General features: G+C 47.1%; 19 protein-coding genes. All 19 read left to right on the top strand.

What is annotated here, in order from left to right:
* Positions 1–8 precede the first annotated feature (8 nt).
* Positions 9–824, top strand: coding sequence for a response regulator transcription factor (locus ASG89_RS14780; protein WP_057311481.1), 816 nt, complete (start codon positions 9–11; stop codon positions 822–824).
* Between the two features lie 31 nt (positions 825–855).
* Positions 856–2211, top strand: coding sequence for a nucleotide sugar dehydrogenase (locus ASG89_RS14775; protein WP_057311480.1), 1356 nt, complete (start codon positions 856–858; stop codon positions 2209–2211).
* Positions 2212–2243: 32 nt separating this feature from the next.
* Positions 2244–4073: a glutamine--fructose-6-phosphate transaminase (isomerizing) gene (gene glmS / locus ASG89_RS14770; RefSeq protein WP_057311479.1), complete on the top strand. Its 1830-nt coding sequence runs from the start codon at positions 2244–2246 to the stop codon at positions 4071–4073.
* Between the two features lie 28 nt (positions 4074–4101).
* Positions 4102–4863 carry a sugar phosphate nucleotidyltransferase gene (locus ASG89_RS14765; protein ID WP_057311478.1) on the top strand — a complete coding sequence of 254 codons (762 nt, stop codon included), beginning with the start codon at positions 4102–4104 and terminating at the stop codon, positions 4861–4863.
* Positions 4864–4887: 24 nt separating this feature from the next.
* On the top strand, positions 4888–6246 hold the full coding sequence (gene glmM / locus ASG89_RS14760; RefSeq protein ID WP_057311477.1) for a phosphoglucosamine mutase: 1359 nt from the start codon (positions 4888–4890) through the stop codon (positions 6244–6246).
* Positions 6247–6259: 13 nt separating this feature from the next.
* Complete coding sequence (locus ASG89_RS14755) at positions 6260–7552, top strand: copper amine oxidase N-terminal domain-containing protein (protein ID WP_063867906.1); 1293 nt, start codon at positions 6260–6262, stop codon at positions 7550–7552.
* Positions 7549–8436 (top strand): hypothetical protein, encoded by an 888-nt coding sequence (locus ASG89_RS14750; protein ID WP_235549767.1) that lies wholly within the window; start codon positions 7549–7551, stop codon positions 8434–8436. The genes ASG89_RS14755 and ASG89_RS14750 overlap by 4 nt, the downstream gene beginning before the upstream one ends.
* A gap of 219 nt (positions 8437–8655) precedes the next feature.
* Positions 8656–9387, top strand: coding sequence for a response regulator transcription factor (locus tag ASG89_RS14745; RefSeq protein WP_057311553.1), 732 nt, complete (start codon positions 8656–8658; stop codon positions 9385–9387).
* Positions 9378–10856: an ATP-binding protein gene (locus ASG89_RS14740; protein WP_057311475.1), complete on the top strand. Its 1479-nt coding sequence runs from the start codon at positions 9378–9380 to the stop codon at positions 10854–10856. Before ASG89_RS14745 ends, ASG89_RS14740 begins: the two co-directional genes overlap by 10 nt.
* Before the next feature lie 1076 nt (positions 10857–11932).
* Positions 11933–13048 (top strand): slipin family protein, encoded by a 1116-nt coding sequence (locus ASG89_RS14735; RefSeq protein WP_057311474.1) that lies wholly within the window; start codon positions 11933–11935, stop codon positions 13046–13048.
* 357 nt (positions 13049–13405) lie between these two features.
* On the top strand, positions 13406–14317 hold the full coding sequence (gene cysD / locus ASG89_RS14730) for a sulfate adenylyltransferase subunit CysD (RefSeq protein ID WP_414813267.1): 912 nt from the start codon (positions 13406–13408) through the stop codon (positions 14315–14317).
* A gap of 1 nt (position 14318) precedes the next feature.
* Positions 14319–16040: a GTP-binding protein gene (locus ASG89_RS14725; protein WP_063867899.1), complete on the top strand. Its 1722-nt coding sequence runs from the start codon at positions 14319–14321 to the stop codon at positions 16038–16040.
* A gap of 192 nt (positions 16041–16232) precedes the next feature.
* Positions 16233–17480 carry a carbohydrate-binding domain-containing protein gene (locus ASG89_RS14720; protein WP_057311473.1) on the top strand — a complete coding sequence of 416 codons (1248 nt, stop codon included), beginning with the start codon at positions 16233–16235 and terminating at the stop codon, positions 17478–17480.
* 148 nt (positions 17481–17628) lie between these two features.
* Positions 17629–18336 carry an alpha/beta fold hydrolase gene (locus tag ASG89_RS14715; protein ID WP_057311472.1) on the top strand — a complete coding sequence of 236 codons (708 nt, stop codon included), beginning with the start codon at positions 17629–17631 and terminating at the stop codon, positions 18334–18336.
* Complete coding sequence (locus tag ASG89_RS14710; RefSeq protein WP_057311471.1) at positions 18333–18989, top strand: M48 family metallopeptidase; 657 nt, start codon at positions 18333–18335, stop codon at positions 18987–18989. The genes ASG89_RS14715 and ASG89_RS14710 overlap by 4 nt, the downstream gene beginning before the upstream one ends.
* Before the next feature lie 142 nt (positions 18990–19131).
* A complete protein-coding gene (locus ASG89_RS14705; protein WP_057311470.1) occupies positions 19132–19824 on the top strand; it encodes a phytanoyl-CoA dioxygenase family protein in 693 nt (230 codons plus the stop codon).
* Between the two features lie 34 nt (positions 19825–19858).
* Positions 19859–20704 carry a helix-turn-helix domain-containing protein gene (locus tag ASG89_RS14700; RefSeq protein ID WP_057311469.1) on the top strand — a complete coding sequence of 282 codons (846 nt, stop codon included), beginning with the start codon at positions 19859–19861 and terminating at the stop codon, positions 20702–20704.
* A 240-nt stretch (positions 20705–20944) separates the two neighbouring features.
* A complete protein-coding gene (locus ASG89_RS14695; RefSeq protein ID WP_057311468.1) occupies positions 20945–21718 on the top strand; it encodes an HAD-IIA family hydrolase in 774 nt (257 codons plus the stop codon).
* Positions 21719–21764: 46 nt separating this feature from the next.
* A complete protein-coding gene (locus ASG89_RS14690) occupies positions 21765–22322 on the top strand; it encodes a glycerol-3-phosphate responsive antiterminator (RefSeq protein ID WP_057311467.1) in 558 nt (185 codons plus the stop codon).
* The last annotated feature ends 70 nt before the right edge of the window (positions 22323–22392 follow it).

Genomic DNA, 22392 nt, shown 5'->3' with positions numbered 1-22392 from the left:
TGGAGAAGATGGCGGTATTAGTGCATGATCCGATTCAAGAAGCAATTTTACAAGTAGCAGAGAAAGTTCAGGCTTCCTATGAAAAAGGTGCTCCATACGGGATGATCCTTGCGCCATGTGCAGTGGTGGGCCAGAAGGTACTGGAACAGATGCAGTCCTATGTGAGTGGCTTTGAGCCCGAGATACCCCTTCAATGCTTCTACTTGGATGGGAGCGGCCTTCTTGGAATCGTTCTTTCTGGGCAAAAACTGATTAACACCCACTATGCATCGCTCGTGCTCAAAGAGTTCCTCGAACAACAAGCAGTGCTCGAAGGTCAGATGGTCGTCGCCAGTTTCCCCGAGAGCGGAGAGTTGACGGAACAATCGATGTCACAGATGCTTCATACAACACTCCAAGGAAAAGGGGAGAGCAGAGATATTCACCTTTTCATGAATCATGGGGTTCAGCAAGGAATTACTTCGATTCTCATCGCCGATCCGGACGAAGTGAGCAGAGAGTTCGTCAAGCTGCGGTTAGAGATCAACGGTTACAAGGTAGAAGAGGCTAAGGACGGCAGTGAAGCGTTCGAGAAATTTGAGAAAACAATGCCAGACTTGGTGATCACGGAGCTGAACCTGCCGATTCTTGATGGGTACCAGTTAATTGACAAGATTCAGAGGAATTATGCCGGCGAAGGACAAGTTATCGTTCTAACGGATAAGCAGCTGCCCAAAAGTATGGACCGTGCCTTCGAATTGGGTGCATCCGATTATGTGACGAAGCCCTTCTCCATTTCGGAGTTGGAGTGGCGAATTAAGAAGCTAATACCACGTCTCGGCTAATAAACTTGGAAACATAGGAGGGAGAATCATCATGAACGCATATAACCAATTAAAATATAAATTTCAGGCAAAAACAGCAGAAATCGGGGTCATCGGCCTCGGCTATGTAGGACTGCCTCTCTGCATGGAGATGGCAAAGGGCGGGTTTACGGTATACGGTATCGATCTCGATTTCCGGAAGGTAGAGTCCCTTCAAAACGGACAATCGTATATTCAAGACGTTCCGAACGAAGAGGTGGCGAAAGCGATCGAGTCCGGCCGCTTTATTCCGACCGATGACTACCATACGGTTCAAAGACTAGATGCGATCTCCATCTGTGTACCGACGCCACTTAGTGAAAACCAAGATCCGGATACCTCTTATATTCAGAGTGTTGTCCGGGAAATTAAGAAAAATCTCAAGCGCGGAGCTTTGATCATCCTGGAGAGCACCACCTATCCGGGAACGACGGAGGAGCTTATCCAGTTCGAGCTGGAAGCGCAAGGACTCAAGGTAGGCAAGGATTTCTTCCTCTGCTTCTCGCCGGAGCGGGTCGATCCAGGTAATCCCAAATTCAACACCTATAATACGCCTAAGGTGATCGGCGGTACGACGGAAGCGTGCATCGACCTCGGTGTCACCCTATATGGCCATGTCGTGAAAGATGTCGTACCAGTCTCCTCGCCAAAAGTAGCAGAGATGTCCAAGCTGCTGGAGAATACGTTTCGCAGTATTAACATTGCGTTCATTAACGAAATGGCCATGATGTGCGACAAAATGGACATTGACGTCTGGGAGGTCATTAAAGCGGCGTCGACGAAGCCTTTTGGTTTCATGCCGTTCCATCCGGGACCTGGCATCGGCGGTCACTGTATCCCGCTGGATCCGATGTACTTATCGTGGAAAGCCAAAGAATTCCGTTTTTATAGTAAATTTATCGAGCTGGCGCAATCCATCAATGATAATATGCCGGAATATGTTCGGTATAAAGCTTCGCAGGTTCTCAATATGTATGCCAAATCCATCCGCAATTCGAAGATTCTTATTCTAGGTATGGCGTATAAGCCGGATGTGGATGATCTCCGTGAATCGCCGGGATTGGAGTTGTACGAGCTTCTTCGGGAGAGCGGAGCTCAAGTGGAATATTACGATCCGCATGCCGTTTCCTTCCTTGATAAAGAAGGGGATACGGTACACTCTGTGAACTATGATCTGTCAACTTTTGCTGAATATGACTGCATGGTACTGATCACGAACCACCGCATCTTCAATAACCGTGAACTAGCGGAGCTTGACGTGCCTATCATTGATACACGTAATGCGTTTGTAGACATTCAAAGGGACAATATTTATAAATTGGGAACAGGTATTCGTCAGCAAGAAGTAAGGCTCGCTGTTGGCGTTTAGACTTAGCATAGAAGAGAGAGGAGTAAACAACGATGTGTGGCATTGTGGGATATATTGGAAAGCGAGATGTACAGCCGATTCTGTTGAACGGATTAAGCAAGCTGGAGTATAGAGGGTATGATTCTGCGGGGATCGCGGTCCTAGTGCAAGATCGGCTCAAGGTTAGCAAGGCGGAAGGACGTCTGGCCAATTTATCGGATCAGCTGGATAAGCAGCCGTTGAAAGGATCGATTGGGATCGGGCATACGCGCTGGGCTACGCACGGCCGTCCGTCGGATGTCAACTCCCATCCCCATACGGATATGTCGGGTAAGTTCACGGTCGTGCATAACGGCATCGTGGAAAACTATATGGAGCTCAAGCAAGAGATGGAGGATAAAGGTGTCATCTTTACTTCCGAGACCGACACCGAGGTGATTGCTCACTTGCTTGCCGAGCATTACGAAGGCGACATTTACACCGCTATGCTTGCGGTCATTCAGAGACTGCAAGGGGCTTATTCCCTTGGTGTCATGACCGAGTATGAGCCGGATAAGCTTGTCGCAGTCAGACAATCGAGTCCGCTAGTTATTGGTGCGGGTCAGGGAGAATACTTCATGGCTTCGGACATCTCTGCGCTTATTGAGCATACGCGTGAGGTTTATATTCTAGAGGATGGCGATATGGCCATCCTTACACATGAGGGTATCTCGATCACGAAGATTGAGACAGGGCTGCCGGCGGAGTGTAAGCTGTTGCACATCGATTGGAGCGCGGATCAGGTGGAGAAGGGGCAGTTTGAGCATTTCATGCTGAAGGAAATTCACGAACAGCCGTTAACGCTTCGTAATACAATGCTCGGGCGCATCAATGATCAGGACGAAGTGAGTTTTCCGGAATTAGCGCACGCAGCAGGAGCATTTCAACAGGTGGATAAAATCTTTATCGTGGCTTGCGGCACCGCCTATCATGCTGGCCTTGTCGGCAGCACGGTTATTGAGAAGCTAACGCGGATCCCCGTGCAGTGCGATATTGCATCGGAATTCCGATATCGGGACCCAATCATCACGGACCGAACGCTCGTCATCGTCGTGAGCCAATCTGGGGAAACGGCGGATACGCTTGCTGCCCTGCAGGAGAGCAGAAGACAAGGCGCCAAAGTATTGGCCATTACCAATGTGCCAACCAGTTCAGTTGCGCGAGATGCGGACTATGTCATCGCAACGAAGGCCGGCCCGGAAATTGCAGTAGCATCGACCAAAGCGTATACAGCTCAGCTGCTTGCCTTCTATTTGTTCAGCATTTACTTGGCCCAGGAAAGACAGACGCTGTCTACCGAGCTTCATGCGGAGCTGGTCAAAGGCTTGAAGTCACTTCCCGTTCAGGTGGAGAAGGTGCTGGAAAACGCGAACGAAGTGAAGCTGTATGCAGAATCGATCAAGGATGCCGAGAGTCTATTCTTTATCGGAAGAGGCTTGGACTACGCCGTTGCGCTGGAAGGTTCTCTCAAACTGAAAGAAATTTCTTACATCCACTCGGAGGCTTATGCAGCCGGAGAGCTCAAGCATGGCACATTGGCGTTGATCGAGAAGGATACGCCGGTGATTGCGCTGGCTACACAGATGGATCTGTACGAGAAAACAGTGAGCAATATTAAAGAAGTCAAGGCACGCGGAGCACATGTCATGGGAATTACGGTGGAAGGCAATGTGGGGCTGCTCAACGCGGTCGATGAGATCTGCTTCATCCCGCCGTCCCATCAGCTCTTGGCGCCGATATTGGCCGTCGTACCGCTGCAGTTAATTTCCTATTACGCCTCCCTGGCGCTAGATAACGATATTGATAAACCGCGCAACTTAGCCAAAAGCGTGACGGTAGAATAACCAACCGGAAGGGAGCTGAATCACTTACATGGAAGCATTCGCTATTCTGTTAGGAGCAGGGAAAGGCACACGGATGAAGTCGGAGCTGCCCAAAGTGCTTCATCCTGTCGGCGGCATACCGATGATCGGCCGTTTGGTGGACAAGCTGGAAGCGATGCCGATCACCCGAATTGTGGCCGTGATCGGCCATCGGGGAGAGCTGGTGAAGAAGTGCTTGGGAACGCGGGTTACCTACGCCCAGCAGGAGAATCAGTTAGGAACGGCACATGCCGTTCTTCAGGCGGAGCAGCTGCTCCATAACCGCAGCGGCTCGACCTTGGTGCTGACGGGCGATACGCCGCTGATCCGGCAATCGACCATTGAGCGGCTGTTGGCGGCCCAGCGTGTTAGCGCTAGTGCCGGTGTGGTGTTGACTGCGATCGTTCAGGACCCAACGGGCTACGGTAGAATTATCCGAGATGCTGCAAGCGGCGAAGTTGTCGATATCATTGAAGAGAAAGACGCAACGCCTGAGCAGAAAGCGATTAACGAAATTAACACGGGAATTTTCTGTTTCGATAATGAAAGCTTGTTTCAAGCGCTCCCTAGCATTACCAATGCGAATGCACAGGGGGAGTACTACTTGACCGATATCGTGAAGGTGATGCGGCAGAGGGGTATTTCCGATGGCGAGAAGCGATTCGAGGCCATAATCCTTGAGGATCCGACAGAAGTGATGGGGATTAATACCCCAGAACAATTGGAGGAGGCGAATCGGGCCTTTTATGAACATATGGGAATTTTCGCCTAACGAACCATAGGGAGGAGTGTTGATATGGGAGCTATTTTCGGTACGGATGGCGTCAGAGGGGTTGCCAACCGTGAATTAACGCCAGAGCTGGCTTATGAATTAGGGCTTATTGTTGGCTATATGCTAATGCGCAGCTGTGAAGGGAATCGGCCAACCGTCGCTATTGGACGGGATACCCGCATCTCCGGGCACATGCTAGAAGCAGCTCTGTCTGCTGGGTTGTTATCTGCCGGGGTGGATGTCGTAAGACTAGGCGTCCTACCGACGCCTGGTGTGGCTTATGTCACACGACAGTCAGGCATGGACGCAGGGGTGATGATCTCTGCCTCTCATAATCCGGTGGAGGACAACGGTATTAAATTTTTTGCAAGAGACGGCTTCAAAATGCCGGATGCCTGGGAAGAGGAAGTCGAGACCCGCTTGCAGGGGGACGAGCATCGGGTTTCCCGCCCTACGGGAGCGGGGATTGGCACGCTGCGTGATGATCTACAGGGCGCACAGGACTATCTAAGCTACTTGAAGTCGACAGCTGCGGTGCCGCTGTTAGGCTGTAGAATCGTGCTCGATTGTGCCAACGGGGCGGCTTCCGTGTTAGCTCCGCAGCTGTTCGCCGAGTTGGGTGCAGAGACGATTCTGATGCATCATCAACCGGATGGTTTAAATATTAATGAGGATTGCGGCTCGACGCATCCGGAGCATCTGCGTAAGGCTGTGCTAGATCATCAGGCACATGCGGGACTTTCGTTCGACGGTGATGCGGACCGGCTGATTGCAGTTGATGAGCGGGGCGAAATACTGGATGGGGATCACATCCTCTATATCCTTGCCGCTCATCTGGCCAAGCAGGGACGGCTGCGTCAGAACACTGTCGTTTCTACCGTCATGAGCAACCTTGGTTTTCATCAAGCGCTGCATACCATCGGTCTTAATTCGTTAAAAAGCAAGGTAGGAGACCGGCATGTCATGGAAACGATGCGCAGTGGCGGGTACAACTTGGGCGGGGAGTCGTCTGGACATATCATTTTGCTAGATAATTCAACGACTGGGGACGGTCTGCTATCAGCGCTTCAGCTGTTGCAGGTTATGCTTCAAGAAGGCAAGCCTTTGTCCGAGCTCGTATCCCCTGTCGTCAAATACCCTCAGTTGGTGGTTAATGTACGCGTGATGAATAAATACAAGCTAGAAGGCAATCGTCGCATTGATGCCGTTATACGCCAGGTGGAAAGTGAGATGGCCGGCAGAGGCCGTGTATTAGTGCGGCCTTCGGGCACGGAATCACTAGTGCGGGTGATGGCAGAAGGACCGGATGAACGGGAGTTGTCCGGTTATGTGGAAGGCATTGTAGAGGTGGTCAAGGAAGAGCTTGAATATAGCATGGTGTAAACCGTTAGTCCCTATGAGAAAGACGATTGTATGCTTGGTAATTATTCAAATGGTAGTAAGTGTTCCTTTGTTTTTCCCTGTGTACTCTCTGGACACTGGGCTTGGCGTGGAGGTCAATGGGGAGAAGATCGTCTTTACGGATATTCAGCCCTACATCGATGAGACGACAGGCAGTACGATGGTGCCGGTAAGGGAGATTGCCGAGAAATTGGGTGCTGAAGTGGGATGGAATGGTTCCCTGGAACAGGTAACTTTTCGTAGTAAATACGCCACATCATTATTGACCATAGGGCAAAAAATTGCGTTGGTGGACGGTAAGCAGGTGGAAATAGACGCTCCGGCTGTCCTGAGAAATGACAGAACCATGGTTCCACTAAGAGCTGTTAGTGAGAGCCTCGGAGCTGATGTCGATTGGGTGGGAGAACGAAAATTGGTACTGATTACTTCGGCGGACAAAGCGCAAAGGTCCACTTGGATCTGGGATAGCAAGCTTATTGAGATGGATAGCGATCGCGTCCTCCAGTTTGCGGTGAACCAAAAATTGACGTCCATTTATCTGCGCTATGAGAAAACGTATCCGAGTCAGGATGTTTACCGAAATTTCATCCGCAGAGCGAATGAGCTGGGCATCAAGGTTGAGGCGCTGGCTGGCCAATCGGATTGGATCTATGACCATAACCATATCTATATCCAGCAATGGATTGCAGCGGTTACGCAATATAACGCTTCGGCAGGTGCTCTAGAACGCTTCCAGGGCTTTCATTTTGACATTGAACCCTACACCTTGGATATGTGGAAGACCAATCAGACCTGGGTGCTCGAACAGTGGATGAAAACGATCAGACTCATTGAATCCCAAGTGGAAAGCTCGGATCGCAGTATGACGATGGCTTTCGATATTCCTTTTTGGATCAACAGCAGTAAGGTTCCCGGATCTAACTACTCCTTTAGCGCTTGGCTGCTAGAGAAGGCGGATAGTGTCGTCATTATGGCTTATCGGAATAAGGCACTTGGAAGCAACGGCATCATTGCCAGAGCCAAATCCATCATTTTAGAGGCAGCAACGCTGAAGAAACAGGCGGTCATTGCCGTGGATACGTTGCCCAGCAAGGAAGCCGATTATACGACCTTCTATACGTCGAATTCTTCGCTTATGGAGTCGGAATTGAAACAGGTCAAGGAAAGCCTCTCCCTTTATCCGAGCTATATCGGCATCGCTGTCCATGATTACGTGAGATGGATCGAACTATTGAACGCTAATCGCCCGACGTATTCGATGAACAAAAAGGAGGAGGATGCAAGATGAAAAAAATTGGTTTAGTGATCTCTCTGTTGGCTGGTGCGGCGCTGGGTGTCTCAGGAATGGCCTTCGCTTACACAGGCGGCCATGAGACGGCCGCAACGGCCGGCACCTTTCAGGAATCGTCTTTACCGGGGGGAGGCCTTGAGGTCCCTCATAATGATCGGATTCATCTCTCTACCGATAAGCAGTGGATCTCTTCAGAAGGCCACTTGTCGGATCTCATCCGGCTGCAGTGGACGAAAGATCGAGCGAAGCCGGCCATCTCTTGGCTAGACGAGAAAGGGAAGGATAAGGCGGCTATCGTCGCGCATGCCAAAGCGAATAACCCAGAGCAGCACGACCATAACCATATGTCGTTCGAAACAACGATGGCACCTGACGGCAAAAACCCAAATGAACTGTTCACGCGTCTGGAAATTCCATTCGACCAGGATGTGGCTGAAATTCGCACGCATTCCTCTAATTTCAATGTGATGGACGGGATTCTAAGGGTTGCTGGAACCGGTGGCGTCAATCGTGATCTAACTTGGGCCAAGGCAGACGATGGAAATGTGACGACACCTCGCTGGGCGATGCGTGCAGATAACTCCGAGGAAACGGGAGGAAATGCCGGCTCCAATCTGCAGATCATCCGTTATTCGGATGATGGTAAAGCCCTGGACAATCCATTATCGATTAACCGCAGCAGCGGCAATATCGGTATTGGCAACTCGGACGCTAAGACCAAGCTGGACGTCAGTGATGACAGTATCCGCATCAGGAAATCTATGACGCCGGCTTCGGCTACTGCCCCAGGAGAAGTGGGGGAGATGGCATGGGATGACGGGTTTGTCTATGTTTGTGTGGCACCTAATACCTGGAAAAGAACGGCACTATCTTCGTGGTAAAAATAATTACTTAAAGTCCTCTATTTCATAGGGGGCTTTTTTGTATGGGATAAGCGGGAGATGCCTTGTGGGGGGCGGGATCTGACAGCATTAGGAGCGCTTCTACAGCAGATTTTTGTAACATTTTGTAAGCGATGTCATGTGATTCCTTTTGTGTCATATAAAGAATACAATCGGGGATACCCCCTTAAAATGGAAAAGATTGTAGAAATCTATGGGATGATCATAGAAAGGTGTGAACCGCTTGTGACTTGGAAAGTGTTGATTGCAGATGATGATCCGAATGTGAGAGAAATCATCCGGCTTTATTTCCGTCAGCAGCTCATCGAATTAATCGAAGCCCCTGACGGCGTCTCGGCCCTGACCATGTTAGCAGAAGTTAAGCCTGATATCGTGATACTAGATGTGATGATGCCCGGGCTCGACGGGTATGAAACGTGCCGGGAGATTACCAAGCGTTATGATGATGTGCCGGTCATTATGCTGACGGCGAAGAACGATGAGTTTGATCGGGTGCTGGGCCTTGAGCTTGGTGCCGACGATTATATGACCAAGCCCTTCAGTCCGAGGGAGCTGGTGTCGCGGATTAAAGCGATTTTACGCAGAATGCAGAAGGGACAGCCGAGTATTGAGGTGGACGCACCCGTCCAATATGAGTTTGATAATTTGGTCATCCATGTGACCCGCCGAGAGGTGCTCGCGGGGAGTACTAAGATTGATATGCGCCCTAAGGAGTTTGAACTGCTCGCATTTTTTGCGAAATCTCCGGGCGACGTGTTTACGAGAGAACAGCTGCTGGAGCAGGTGTGGGGATATGATTTTTTAGGTGATATGAGAACGGTTGACGTTCATATTAAAAAACTTCGTGAAAGATTAAGCCCGTGTCATCATGTTTGCATTCATACAGTTTGGGGAGTGGGCTATAAATTTGAGGTAGCGGCATGTACCTAAATCCAAATAAGAGCATTCTTCGCAAAATGCTGACCAGCTCCATGGTTACGGTGCTCCTCGGGCTATGTGCGGTGGGGCTCGTTATTTCGTTGTTTGCCAAGGATTATATCGTCAATTCCAAAAGTAATGAGATGATCCGGCAAGCCAAACAGGTGAATCTGGCCATTCAAGATCAAACGAATCCGAGTGACAGATTTAAGGAGCAGCTGCGCTTTTTCGATGAAGCCTTTGATTCGCGTATTTGGATATTTGACTTGAACGGAAACGTTGTTTCTACCTCTTCAAAGGATGAGGTGAACGTAGGTAAAGTCGTCAGCACGGAAGTGATAAACGGAGTCCTGAATGGTGAACCCGCCGTATGGAATCAATCCGAAGGTTTTAAGGAAGGTATGCTTTCGGTTGCCGTCCCATGGGGGAAAGACAACGACATATACGGTGGAATTGTCCTGCATTCGCCTCTTAAAGGGATGAATGAGACGATCGCTCAGCTCCGAGAAACCATCCTTTGGGTTACCTTGCTCGGTATATTCTTTTCATTTGGCGTTTCCTCTTATTTCTCCTGGTCCATTACTAGGCCTATCCAACAGATCGACAAGGCGGCAGCCAAGATTGCCATCGGTGATTACAGTGAGCGAATTCAAATCGATTCCAAAGACGAGATTGGCGAGCTGGCGACGACGATTAATCACATGGTGGAGCAGCTTGCGCGCGTTGATCTGGAGAAGAGGCAGCTGAATCAGATGCGGCATGATTTTTTGGCGAATGTTTCCCATGAGCTGCGAACGCCGCTTACGGCGATGCAGGGTTTTCTGGAGGCGCTTCAGGATGGTTTGATTGAAGATATAGCCCGGGAAAAATATTACGAGATCATGTATAACGAAACCCTCCATATGAACCGGCTGGTCGATGATATTACTGATTTAATGAAACTGGAAAATAAGGAAATCGATCTTGTGTGGTTGGCGGTCGATGTTCAGGCGATGCTGTCCAAGCTGGCCTTTAAATTCCAACCGGAAGCGGAACTCCGCGGAACGTTCATTCTCTGCCATGAGGATGATAATTCGCCACAGGCTCACGCCGATCCGGATCGTTTGGAACAAATTTTAAACAATTTGATCAAAAATGCCGTTAAGTTCACCGAGAACGGAACGATCGAATTGAAGGCGATGGCGATTCCATCGGAAGGGTGTGTTCTCATCACGGTAACCGATACGGGAATCGGGATATCACCGGAGGATCAAGGGCTCATCTGGGAGCGCTTCTTCAAAGTGGAGAGAGGAAGACCTGTGAAGCATAAAGGCTCATCCGGTCTGGGGCTGGCCATTGTGCGAGAGCTCGTCGAGCTTCATAGTGGAAGCATACGCGTGCGAAGCGATCTAGGGATCGGAAGCACCTTTGAGGTCAGAATTCCACTTTATGAGAGCCGTCCGTATGTGCAGCCGGTGGTAAAATTAGCTGTTGTTGGATAGAATTTATAGAAAGGCCGCAGAGAAAGGAGGGTTCCTTTTCTGCGGTTTTTTTGACTACGCCAGAATTTATAAGTTTCCACGGTGCGCTGGAGGCAAATAGATGGATTTTATACAGTTTTATTTTGGGGTTTTATGAGAAAATGATGAATAGATGGAAAAACCTCAGTTAATTTTATACAGTTAGCCCAAATGTGCAAAAAAGAGGGATATTAACTACATAATTTCCAGTCAAATCGAGTTTTTTTACCACATAAGAATGGATAAGTTTCCGAGGCTCGGAAGAACAAATTCTTATTGGCGATAAAAACCACCTTTGAAACGCGGTCGCTCATCCTCGAAGGACTTCGATAGAAGTTTTTCTCATTTTCCATGTATTGCGCGCTAAGATTGATGCTAAGGCAAACAAAACATATATTGTGTATAAGAATGCAGAAGGCCAGACTTTGTTATAAAAAAGAATCCGGACGACTAGTACAGTATAGATTTACGTTGATTATAGATAAAAGCTCAAGCACTGGTTCTTCCTAACCGATGCTTGGGCTTATTTCTTTTTATAAAAAAACCAACTCGTAATACTTCCGCCATGTTCGTTCTCATTGAAATAAGCGAATATAGAACTTGTAAGACACTTGGTTCTTGTTCGGACGGTCGTAACGAGGCGTGGATATCGGTTATCCCGCAGTGCCGTGCATGATATGTGACGGTATCCTGTACGATCGGATCGATAAGAATCCACCATTTGGGGTTCGAATCCCCAATCGCATATTGAGCGATTCTGGTTGACTACTCGACTTCCAATCGAGCGAAAATGATGAACAAAGAACAAAGGATAGAATCCCTAGCGGCTAGTATAAGCGCACTGCAGGTAAGGCTTTGCAATCCGTGGATACAGATAGTGCGAGATCCGGTAGATTTTTTAGGATGATAGGGGAAGGAAGGATGACTGAAGTAGGGTCAACCTCCTAAATCAAATGTCCTTTAACATCGCGGGTAGATCGCTTATCTGAAACGAGATTCCGCCTGAACCGCAGTGGGATTCTTCATCCAATGGTCGAACTATTAAGGGGGTAATCCATATGTTGAAAAAAATAACGATTCAAGCTGACCAACGCGGTCTACTCTTTCATAAAGGAAGTTATGTGAAAAAGATCATGCCGGGGACCTATCACTTTGTAATGTGGTCACAATCCACGGTTGTCGTGTTGAATATCGCGGACCCGTTCGTTGTAGCGGGCAAAGATTTGCAGTTGTTCCTTCAAGATGATAACCTCGCGGAGGAGCTTGATATCGTTCGTGTGCAAGACCACGAATATGCGCTGCATGATGAGGATGGTCATTTCGTACAACTGCTTAAGCCTGGTGTCTACGCTTACTGGAATGTCCTGAAAAAGCATACCTTTTTGCATACGGATATTAGAAAACCGGAGTTACCTGTTGAGGTAAATCGTTCGATTCTATCGAAGCTTATGACCTATGTACAGTGTTTCGAAATCGCGAGTTACGAGTCTGGATTTTTGTTTTATGATCACGTTTTGCAGAGAGAGCTTTCTCCTGGGAAGTACTACTTTTGGAGAGGTCCTGTCTCGATTGTGGTAAAAACGATTGATTTAAGGCAACAACAAATGGATCTTATCGGCCAAGAAATCATGACAGAAGACAAGGTTACGCTGCGCTTGAACTTCGTCTGCCAATACAAGATCGTGAAGCCATTGCGTGCTTTGGAAATGAAATCGTTTGACGAGCAAATCCACATCCAGCTTCAGCTCATCCTGCGTGAATATGTCGGGCATCTTAAATTAGACGATCTCCTGAAGAAGAAAGAGGACGTAGCTTCGTTCGTATTGTCCCGTTTACGCGAGAGGGGCGAAGAGTACGGCGTACAGTTTCTGAATGCAGGGGTGAAGGATGTCATTTTACCGGGAGAGATGAAGGATATCTTAAACACTGTCTTGCTGGCAGAGAAGAAGGCCCAGGCGAATCTAATCACTCGTCGGGAAGAAACTGCATCAACCCGAAGTTTGCTGAACACCGCGAAGCTGATGGATGAGAATCAGACGTTGTTCCGTCTGAAGGAGCTGGAATTCCTCGAGAAAATTTGCGAAAAAGTCGGATCGATTTCTTTAACTGGCGGCGGGGATCTGTTGGAGCGATTGGGTGCGCTCATGGGTGAGAAGAAGGCAGCAAGCAAGTGATTTAGAAGGCGAAAGTGTTACTGCTTAATTTTTGTAAATCCGAGTCCACAGCTTGAGATTGTTTTGGAAGTAAGTTTCTTATATAGTTAGAAGCACCTGATGACCGGGTGCTTTTTTATTTGGATTTCGCGACAAGAAGCGCCGTATGCTTCAGTAACGATAAGCCCACTATATGCATATATAAATAAATGCTTCATGCTCGCATGCAAAAACACGACAATATTCGACCGAAAACTTAGATTTCATAAGTTTTTTACTTTCTTCCACTTTGCACGAAAGCCATTATCTGTTAGGATATAAAGAAAGGCGATAGATTTAGTAAGAATTAAAAGGAGGCACCTTTCCATGGAAAAATTGATGCTTGATTCTATAGATGAAATGACGCATCTAGATCAACTCGAGGCTGAAGCGATTTATATTATTCGAGAAGTAGCGGCGGAATGTGAAAATCCCGTAATGCTGTATTCGATCGGGAAAGATAGTTCCGTGATGCTGCATTTGGCGCTGAAAGCTTTCTATCCGGAGAAGCCGCCGTTTCCTTTCATGCATATTGATACAACGTGGAAGTTTAAAGAAATGATTGAATTCCGCGATCGTAAAGCCAAAGAATTCGGGATTAAGATGATTGTTCACTCCAATCAGGAGGGGATTGATCAAGGGATCAACCCATTCGATCATGGTTCCGCGTATACGGATATTATGAAAACCCAAGCCTTGAAAGAAGGATTGGACAAATACGGATTTACTGCTGCGTTCGGCGGCGGAAGACGTGACGAGGAGAAGTCGCGTGCGAAGGAGCGGATTTTCTCTTTCCGTAATAAAAACCATGCCTGGGATCCGAAAAACCAACGACCAGAGATGTGGAAGCTTTTTAATACAAGAATCAATAAGGGTGAAAGCACCCGCGTATTCCCAATATCCAACTGGACGGAAAAAGACATCTGGCAATATATTCGCAGAGAGAACATTGATATTGTGCCTCTTTATTTTGCAAAAGAAAGACCTGTACTCGAACGCGACGGGCATCTCATCATGGTGGACGATGAGCGCATGAAGCTCGAGCCTCATGAGAAAATTGAAATGAAGAAGATGCGTTTCCGCACATTAGGCTGCTATCCGCTTACTGGCGGAGCTGAGTCGGATGCGAATACGATAGATGCGATTATTGAAGAAACGCTTGGTGCGGTTTCATCCGAACGGACAACGCGGGTAATTGACCAAGAGGCGGCAGGAAGTATGGAAAGACGTAAACGGGAGGGTTATTTCTAAGATGAAAAGTCTGCTTAAATTTATTACTTGCGGAAGTGTAGACGACGGAAAATCCACCTTAATTGGACATATGCTTTATGAGGCCAAGCTTTTATTCGCCGACCAGGAGAGAGCGTTAGAACTGGACAGCAGACTTGGCAGCCGCGGCGGCAAAATTGATTATTCCTTGCTGCTTGATGGGCTGCTTGCAGAGCGTGAGCAAGGGATTACGATTGACGTGGCTTATCGTTATTTTACGACGGACCACCGTTCGTTCATCGTAGCGGACACACCGGGACACGAAGAATATACCCGCAACATGGCTGTAGGCGCATCGTTTGCGGATCTTGCTATCATTCTTACGGATGCTAAGAAAGGGGTTATTACCCAAACCAAGCGCCACACTCGGATTTGCGCACTTATGGGTATTAAACATCTTGTTTTAGCTGTGAATAAAATGGATTTAGTCGGGTTTGATCCGAAGGTTTTTGATGCGATCAAGCAAGAATTTTTGGAATTGACCTCTGGGTTTCATTTCGAAAGCATTCAGGTGATCCCTGTTTCTGCGACAGAAGGGGATAACATTACGAAGAAATCGCCAAATACCCCATGGTACGAAGGCCTTGCCTTGCTGCCGTATTTGGAAAATGTGGACGTTCATCAGAACGACAATGCTAAGCAATTCATGATGCCGATTCAGCGTGTGTGCCGTCCGGATCATACGTTCCGCGGCTTCCAAGGCCAGATCGAGGGTGGGCGTATCGCGGTTGGCGATGAACTGATCACGTTGCCTAGTCATGAGAAAGCAAAAGTTAAACGTCTTCTCGTGGGAGACCAAGATCGCGATTATGCCTATGCTGGACAGCCAGTAACGATTCAATTGGATCGAGAAGTCGACGTTTCGCGGGGCTGTGTATTCACGAAGGATAGTCAGCTTCAAGAGGCGGATAGTTTCAGTGCTACGATTCTTTGGATGGATGATTCTGTGCTGACGCCAGGTAAGAATTATCTGGTCAAAGTAGGGACGAAAATCCTACCAGGTACCGTAACGGCCATTAAGCATAAAATTGAAATTAATACAGGCAAAACGGTGCCAACCGACCATATTGTCAAAAATGAATTGGCAACATGTGAGTTTACGTTATCTGACAATATCGTTATTGATTCTTTTGAACAAAATAAAAGTATTGGCGGATTTATTCTGATCGATCGTGTCACTAATATGACATCTGCTTGCGGAGTCATTGAGCAAATCGTTCAAAGCTCCGACAATTCAGTCAAGCTAGATACGGAAATTACCAGAGATGTTCGCGCTCAGCAAAAAGGTCAGAATCCATTGACTCTTTGGTTCACTGGTTCATCTGCAGATCAATCGGTCCTTGCGAAGGAAGTTGAAAAACGTCTAGTATCGACAGGTCACCATACCATGTTACTGGGGAATGGCCAAGGAGAATCGTTGCAGCGATTAGCAGAGATTGCTAAATTGATGAACGATGCCGGACTTATTGCATTGGTATCGAGTGATTCCTCGAACAGCAACGACCCAGGAACCGCGCGAGACATTATTGGCAAAGAGTATACGGAAGTTTATGTCGGCACGAGCACAAACCATATTCCTGGGAACCCGGAGATTGTCATCGATACAAACGAGCTTTCAACCGAAGAAGCTGCAAATTATGTAGTGAAACGGATTATCAAATATTTAATCAATGAAAGCAGCGTAGGGCAATTCCTTAATTTTTAATGCAAATAGTTTTTGAAAAATTGTATCCCAACACCACTGTGAACAGTGCTGTTGGGATTTTTGTCATGTCTGCTCGTTATTTAAGTTTGATTTAAGTTATCTGCATTATGATTTAAATAAGTCATGAAAAGTCAAATGCTTTTTGAATGATAACAGATGATGACAACTTAATATACGAGGAGTGTTTAATTCATGAAAAACAAAAAAATGAGAAGTCTAAGCGTTATTACTTTGGCCGCATTGCTTAGCGTAGCCGCTGTGGGGTGCTCTAACGCACAAGTCGATAGTAGAGCTGGGGCAGTAACCACACAAACAGCAACTTCGACCGTGTCGTCTAGCGCGGCGCCAACAGCTACGTCAACAGCGGCATCGATAGCTGCATCAACAGCGAAAGCTTCCGATCAAGATACAGCTGAATTATTCAGTGATCGGGATTTAAAACAGTCGGCTGATCTTGCAACTGCCACACAAATGAAACTGGTAAGTAATCAAGATGTGACACTGAATAAAGAAGGTGTTTATGTCTTGAGCGGTGAGGTAGACAACGTGACGATAGTGGTCGATGCTGCCGATGATGCAAAAGTTCAAATCGTCCTTGACGGCGTCAGTATAACGAATGAAGATTCACCTGCCATTTATGTGAAAGAAGCGGATAAAGTATTCGTTACATCGACTGAGAGTAAGAACCGTATGGTCGTTTCAGGAAGCTATAAGGCGGATGGAGATACCAATTTGGATGCGGTCATTTTCTCAAGAGCAGATATGACCCTGAATGGAACCGGAACCTTAGACATTGTATCGAAAGCGGGTAACGGTATTTCTTCAAAGGATGATCTCAAAATTACTGGAGGCATGTATACCATTCAGTCATCGGCAGATGCGATAGAGGCCAATGATGCCATTCTTATTAATGATGGAACGATTACCATAGATTCAGGTAAGGATGCTCTGCATAGCGAAAACGATGAAGATACTTCCCGAGGGTATATCTATATTGAGGGTGGCACATTAACGATTAACGCTGCCGATGATGCCATCCGTGGCAACAGCTTTGTTCAAATAGATGGCGGCATCATTAACATAGAGAGCAGTGAAGAAGGCATCGAGGCCAACGCTATTAAGATAAATGATGGTCAGATTACTTTGTATGCAAATAATGATGGTATAAATGCTACACCCAAAATCAATTCTGATGTGGTGATTGAAGTCAATGGCGGTACCATTGATGTAAGCATGGCTAGCGGGGATACGGATGCATTTGATTCAAACGGTGATCTCTATATTAATGGAGGAACCATTAATGTAAAGGCAGTTTCCGCCTTTGACGCAGATGGTACAGCTCAATTAAATGGCGGCAATGTTACGGTCAATGGAGAAAAAATCACTCAAATTACCCAATCACGCGGTGGTGGCGGTGGCGTTAGAGGAATGCGCCGATAGTCCAATAAATAGGAATAAAACAAACAAAAGCACACTTGTTATCCAAGTGTGCTTTTGTTTGCATTCTGTTGCTATTGCGAATTTGTACAATTGAATACAACAATGTAAGATAGCATCATTAAGACAACCAATATACGGAGGGCCGCACATGAAAAAATGGCTCAAAATCACGTTGATTTCACTTCTTTCCTTCGTTCTTTTACTCGCAGCGGCATTTTTAATTTATGCATCTAATTATTATCATGCGGTTGATGTGTCCAAGGATGCCTTGGTCAATGAAAAGACAATAAAAACAGATGGAAAGCTTACAATTCTGTCGCCTTCAACGCCAAGCGAGACAGGTTTCATTTTCTATCCTGGTGGGAAGGTCGAGCATATTGCTTATTTACCTATGCTTGAAAAATTACGTCAAAACGGCATAACCTGTGTGCTTGTTGATATGCCTTTTAATCTTGCGTTTTTGAATAGCAATGCTGCGGATAACGCGTTTGGAAAACTACCCGAAATCAAAAACTGGTATATCGGCGGACATTCACTAGGCGGAGCAATGGCAAGTAATTACGCTTCTAAGCACCCTAATCAGATTAAGGGGCTTATCCTGCTCGGCGCCTATATTTATGGTGACATTCTGCCAGAAAATGCGCTAACGGTGTATGGCTCACTTGATGGTGTACTGGACAAATCGAAGATAACCTACAAAGAAAATGTGTTCGTTATCGAAGGTGGGAACCATGGTCAATTTGGTAATTACGGTCCCCAAAAAGGGGATGGAACAGCGACGATCTCAAGGGAACAACAGCAACAGGAAACCGTTGCGCACATCATGGAATTTATTAAGACCAAAGATAAATCATGAAAATCGAACTCGATAACATAACCATAGACGTCAACGTCCAATATGCCATCCGTAAGAAACTCCATATCCACATCGATGATAGTGGCTTCATCACGGTCAAAGCTCCCAACGACATCAGTCAGGAGCAAATCATACACGCTGTGCAACAACACAGCAAGTCTATCCTAGACAAGCTAAACGCCATCACCAAAGCGAGGCAGCCGATTCCCAAGGTCAGGGAATATGAAGACGAAGGCAAGTTCCTTCATCTCGGGAAATACTATTTCCTCCACGAGTTAATCGAAACGAATGGTCTCTCGCAGGATGAGTTGAAAATCAACCTGAAGAAGTTCTATTTCGCGAGCTGCAAGAAGATCGTAGCGCAGCGAATCAAAATCTATCAAACGCAATTGAAAGTCAAACCCAAGACGATTGAGATCGATGAGTCGAGAACGAAATGGGGGAGTTGCAGCTCGGACAAAAAGCTAACGTTCAACTATCGCCTTGCCATGGCACCCGTTGAAGTAATTGATTACGTCATCGTTCACGAACTTTGCCACCTCCTGCATATGAATCATGATCGCTCCTTCTGGAGACGAGTTGGCAGCATAATGCCGGATTTCAAAGAGAAGGAAGCCTTCCTAGCTCGGTACGGACAGGCAATGACGCTGTAAGCATGCTTTCACCCGCGGGGTCTTCTTCGCCACCCTCAACGAACATCAGATTTGTCCAGATCTCATATCGGTTTTCTCCATGGTAGGCTAGAAAAGCCAAGTGCTACAATACTACCAAGCACTTACAAAGGGAGTGAGATATGTGAGGAAATTGACGATAGAAGAGAAAAAACATTACGATGAGTTTGGTTATGTGGTGGTTACTGATCTTTTTCAGAAGGAAGAATTAAGTGGGATGAACGAAGAGCTCGATGGGTGTGAAGCACCTCCCCAATCATCAGGCGAGCATGAAGGATTCACGTACCAATTAGCGATGCTGACAGAAACGACGAAACATTTTGCCCATGACGAACGTATTCTGACCTTGATCGAAGATATTGTGAAACCGGGTATCGCGATCTTCTCCTCCAAGTTATTGACTAAGCTGCCGCACAGTCCGTCGGTATGTCACTGGCATCAGGACGATGCCTACTACACGGAGGTTGTGAACAGCGACACTCGGATGTCGATTTGGGTACCGCTGCAGGATACGGACGAGCGAAACGGGTGCCTATGGATCGTTCCAGGCAGTCATAAGCAAGGGCTGCAATCATATATAGTACAGGATAACGGTACGTGCCGGAAGGCATTGGATGAGGAGCAGGTAGACTTATCCAAGGCTGAACCAGTGCCAATGAAGGCCGGTTCTATTTTACTATTCAACGCGCTCATTTGGCATTCTTCCAGAGGGAATGAAACGGATCATGTGAGACGTGCGTTCATTGTATCGTATCAAGAGGCAACGGTGCCGCTCGGGCGTGGGAAACAGCACGTTGTCCTGCGGCCTGTGATCTAGGCACGGTTCCTTATTAGCAAGGAGGGAGTATGCTGTGTTAAACGCGACCCAACTAGCGGATCATTTCCATAAATCGATGTTTTCGATCGCATTTGCCGGCAATACGATACTCCCAGCGGGCACCTATCAATCGCCGTACATTCATAATATCCATTCCATTCATTACATTGTGAGAGGTACAGGCTGCTATGTGATGAACAACGTCAAGTATGAATTGGAAGCGGGCTCTGTGATGCTGTTCGTTCCAGAAACGACGTTCGAATGGTGGATCTCGGATGAAGAAGATGTTGAGATTTACCATATTCGATTTGATTACCACCTGTGTTACAAAGAGAAGCAAGATTGGATAATCGAACCCGCAACTGACTGGCTTGCGCCTATGCGAGGCAGATTGACGACGGTTCGGCCGGCCGAGATCCGAAGATGTTTCGATATGGTGTTTCAACAATGGAAGGGCTATGACCCGATTTCGCAGTATCGCTGTAATTTGGCATTTCGCGAACTGTGGCTTTCCTTGATTAATCAAATCTACGACCAACAATACAGCAGCGATGCAGATTCTGCGATTGGGTTCACCTGCCAATACATCGCGGATCATTACCCATCGCCTTTGACAGTGGAGCAGTTGGCTAAGATGGCCGGACTTAGCGAGGGTTATTATTCCAGACAGTTCAAGCGACTAACCGGTCTCTCGCCCAAAGACTTCATCATTCGACTGCGAGTGACGAAAGCGAAGGAATTGCTCGCGTGTTCTGGATTGACGTTGACGTACATTTCCAAGTTGGTCGGTTACGAAGATGAGTTTTACTTCAGTCGGGTGTTCAAGAAGATCACGGGAATGACGCCTTCGTCCTACGCCAAACTGTCGAAGAAATTGTGAGTTTTCGCTGTTTCAATGCGCTTTAATTTGCGGTCTTAAAAAGATGATTGACAACAAGAGTGAAAACGCTTTATAGTAAACGTACAAAGTATGAATATACGGTTGGGCGCGAGTCTAGGAGAAGACCTTATCCGTAATCATATTCTGCCATACAATTGGCGGAATATGTTTACATGGATAAGGTCTTTTTTGCGTTCCTAATTGGATATTGATGATTTCTTACTAGAAGGTGGGACCAATATGGCAAAAGGCTACGTGTTTGATTTGGATGGTACAGTATACCTTGGGGATCGAGCAATTGAAGGGGCGGCTGATGCGATACAAGCATTGCGTTCACGAGGAGACAAAGTCGTATTTTTGTCGAATAAACCAATTGCAACCCGTCAATCTTATGTGGAAAAGTTATCTAAAATGGGCATTCCCGTAACGATCGAAGATGTGTTGAATTCATCGCAAATCGTTGCTCAATACTTGAATCAACGTCTCCAGCCAGGTGAGTTAGTTTTCGTTATTGGCGAGGAACCGATTGTAGAGGAACTAGAGGAAAACGGTATCCCGCTTACACAGGATAGCGAGCAAGCCCACTATGTGGTGCTTTCGTGGGATCGCCAATTCACCTATGACAAACTGAATAGCGTGTATCAGGCAGCGATCAGAGGTTCGATTATTATTGCATCTAATCCAGATGCGACCTGCCCACTAGATGGAGGTCAGATTCCGGACACGGGTACGTTTATTGCAGCGTTGGAAGTGGCGACGGGCAAGGCGATTGATTTGGTCGTTGGCAAACCGTCTTTAATTGCTGCCGAGGCAGCAGCAGCCCATTTGGGTTTACCGTTCGAAGAGTGCTTTATGATCGGAGATCGGCTGGAGACTGATATCAAAATGGCCAATGACGCTGGCATGAAATCCGTTCTGGTGCTGACGGGTGTTGCGACGAAGGAAATGGCGGATAGTTCGCCGAATCGTCCTCTGCATATTATTTCAAGTATCAAAGAAGTCATTCATTTATGATAATCGTGGTATAATGTTCTAACATCGACGAAGGGTGGAATCAAGTGTGTATCCGATTGTTGATCTAGTTGAACATCAAACCATCGCAGCTGTACAGAAGGTAGAAGATATCGAGCTGGCCATTCAGAGTCCGGCGAACATTGTGTTTTTGCTTTTCGGATCCATCTTTACATTGAAGGAAATGGTAGATCGGCTCAAAGAAGCAGGCAAGCATGTGTTTATTCACATGGATTTTATTGAAGGCATCGCCTCGGACAAGAGCGGTGTTGCCTATGCCGCACAGGTCATCAAGCCGACAGGTGTTATTTCGACGAAGAGCCACTTGATTCGCAGTGCGAAGGAAGCGGGGCTCATGGCCATTCAGCGTATTTTTCTGATTGATCGAAGCGCGGTCCTCAGAGGAATTAAGGCAGCGGAGCAGAGCGGTCCTGATGCGATTGAAGTGATGCCAGGCATTATGCCTCGCATTATTCGCGAAATGACAGATATGACGACACTTCCTATTATTGCTGGTGGTTTGGTTGGTAATCTTAAGGAGATTGAAGACGCATTAGAAGCCGGTGCACTTGCCGTATCTGCAGGTTCATCAGCATTATGGGAGTAACATAGAATACTAATTCCAAGCAGGAGAGACTAGGAGAACCCTCTTTGGAAAAGGTGCGAGACTTTACGTT

It is taken from the genome of Paenibacillus sp. Soil766 (genome assembly GCF_001428105.1).
In the GTDB taxonomy this organism is placed as follows: domain Bacteria; phylum Bacillota; class Bacilli; order Paenibacillales; family NBRC-103111; genus Paenibacillus_E.
Note: the sequence above shows the minus strand (reverse complement) of the source record. Positions and strands in the feature narration are given on the sequence as shown.

What these genes read in the sequence shown, in the direction of transcription:
- ASG89_RS14780 (WP_057311481.1), top strand. Translation starts at nt 9, where the DNA reads ATGGCGGTATTAGTGCATGATCCGATTCAAGAAGCAATTTTACAAGTA.
- ASG89_RS14775 (WP_057311480.1), top strand. Translation starts at nt 856, where the DNA reads ATGAACGCATATAACCAATTAAAATATAAATTTCAGGCAAAAACAGCA.
- glmS (WP_057311479.1), top strand. Translation starts at nt 2,244, where the DNA reads ATGTGTGGCATTGTGGGATATATTGGAAAGCGAGATGTACAGCCGATT.
- ASG89_RS14765 (WP_057311478.1), top strand. Translation starts at nt 4,102, where the DNA reads ATGGAAGCATTCGCTATTCTGTTAGGAGCAGGGAAAGGCACACGGATG.
- glmM (WP_057311477.1), top strand. Translation starts at nt 4,888, where the DNA reads ATGGGAGCTATTTTCGGTACGGATGGCGTCAGAGGGGTTGCCAACCGT.
- ASG89_RS14755 (WP_063867906.1), top strand. Translation starts at nt 6,260, where the DNA reads ATGAGAAAGACGATTGTATGCTTGGTAATTATTCAAATGGTAGTAAGT.
- ASG89_RS14750 (WP_235549767.1), top strand. Translation starts at nt 7,549, where the DNA reads ATGAAAAAAATTGGTTTAGTGATCTCTCTGTTGGCTGGTGCGGCGCTG.
- ASG89_RS14745 (WP_057311553.1), top strand. Translation starts at nt 8,656, where the DNA reads ATGATCATAGAAAGGTGTGAACCGCTTGTGACTTGGAAAGTGTTGATT.
- ASG89_RS14740 (WP_057311475.1), top strand. Translation starts at nt 9,378, where the DNA reads ATGTACCTAAATCCAAATAAGAGCATTCTTCGCAAAATGCTGACCAGC.
- ASG89_RS14735 (WP_057311474.1), top strand. Translation starts at nt 11,933, where the DNA reads ATGTTGAAAAAAATAACGATTCAAGCTGACCAACGCGGTCTACTCTTT.
- cysD (WP_414813267.1), top strand. Translation starts at nt 13,406, where the DNA reads ATGCTTGATTCTATAGATGAAATGACGCATCTAGATCAACTCGAGGCT.
- ASG89_RS14725 (WP_063867899.1), top strand. Translation starts at nt 14,319, where the DNA reads ATGAAAAGTCTGCTTAAATTTATTACTTGCGGAAGTGTAGACGACGGA.
- ASG89_RS14720 (WP_057311473.1), top strand. Translation starts at nt 16,233, where the DNA reads ATGAAAAACAAAAAAATGAGAAGTCTAAGCGTTATTACTTTGGCCGCA.
- ASG89_RS14715 (WP_057311472.1), top strand. Translation starts at nt 17,629, where the DNA reads ATGAAAAAATGGCTCAAAATCACGTTGATTTCACTTCTTTCCTTCGTT.
- ASG89_RS14710 (WP_057311471.1), top strand. Translation starts at nt 18,333, where the DNA reads ATGAAAATCGAACTCGATAACATAACCATAGACGTCAACGTCCAATAT.
- ASG89_RS14695 (WP_057311468.1), top strand. Translation starts at nt 20,945, where the DNA reads ATGGCAAAAGGCTACGTGTTTGATTTGGATGGTACAGTATACCTTGGG.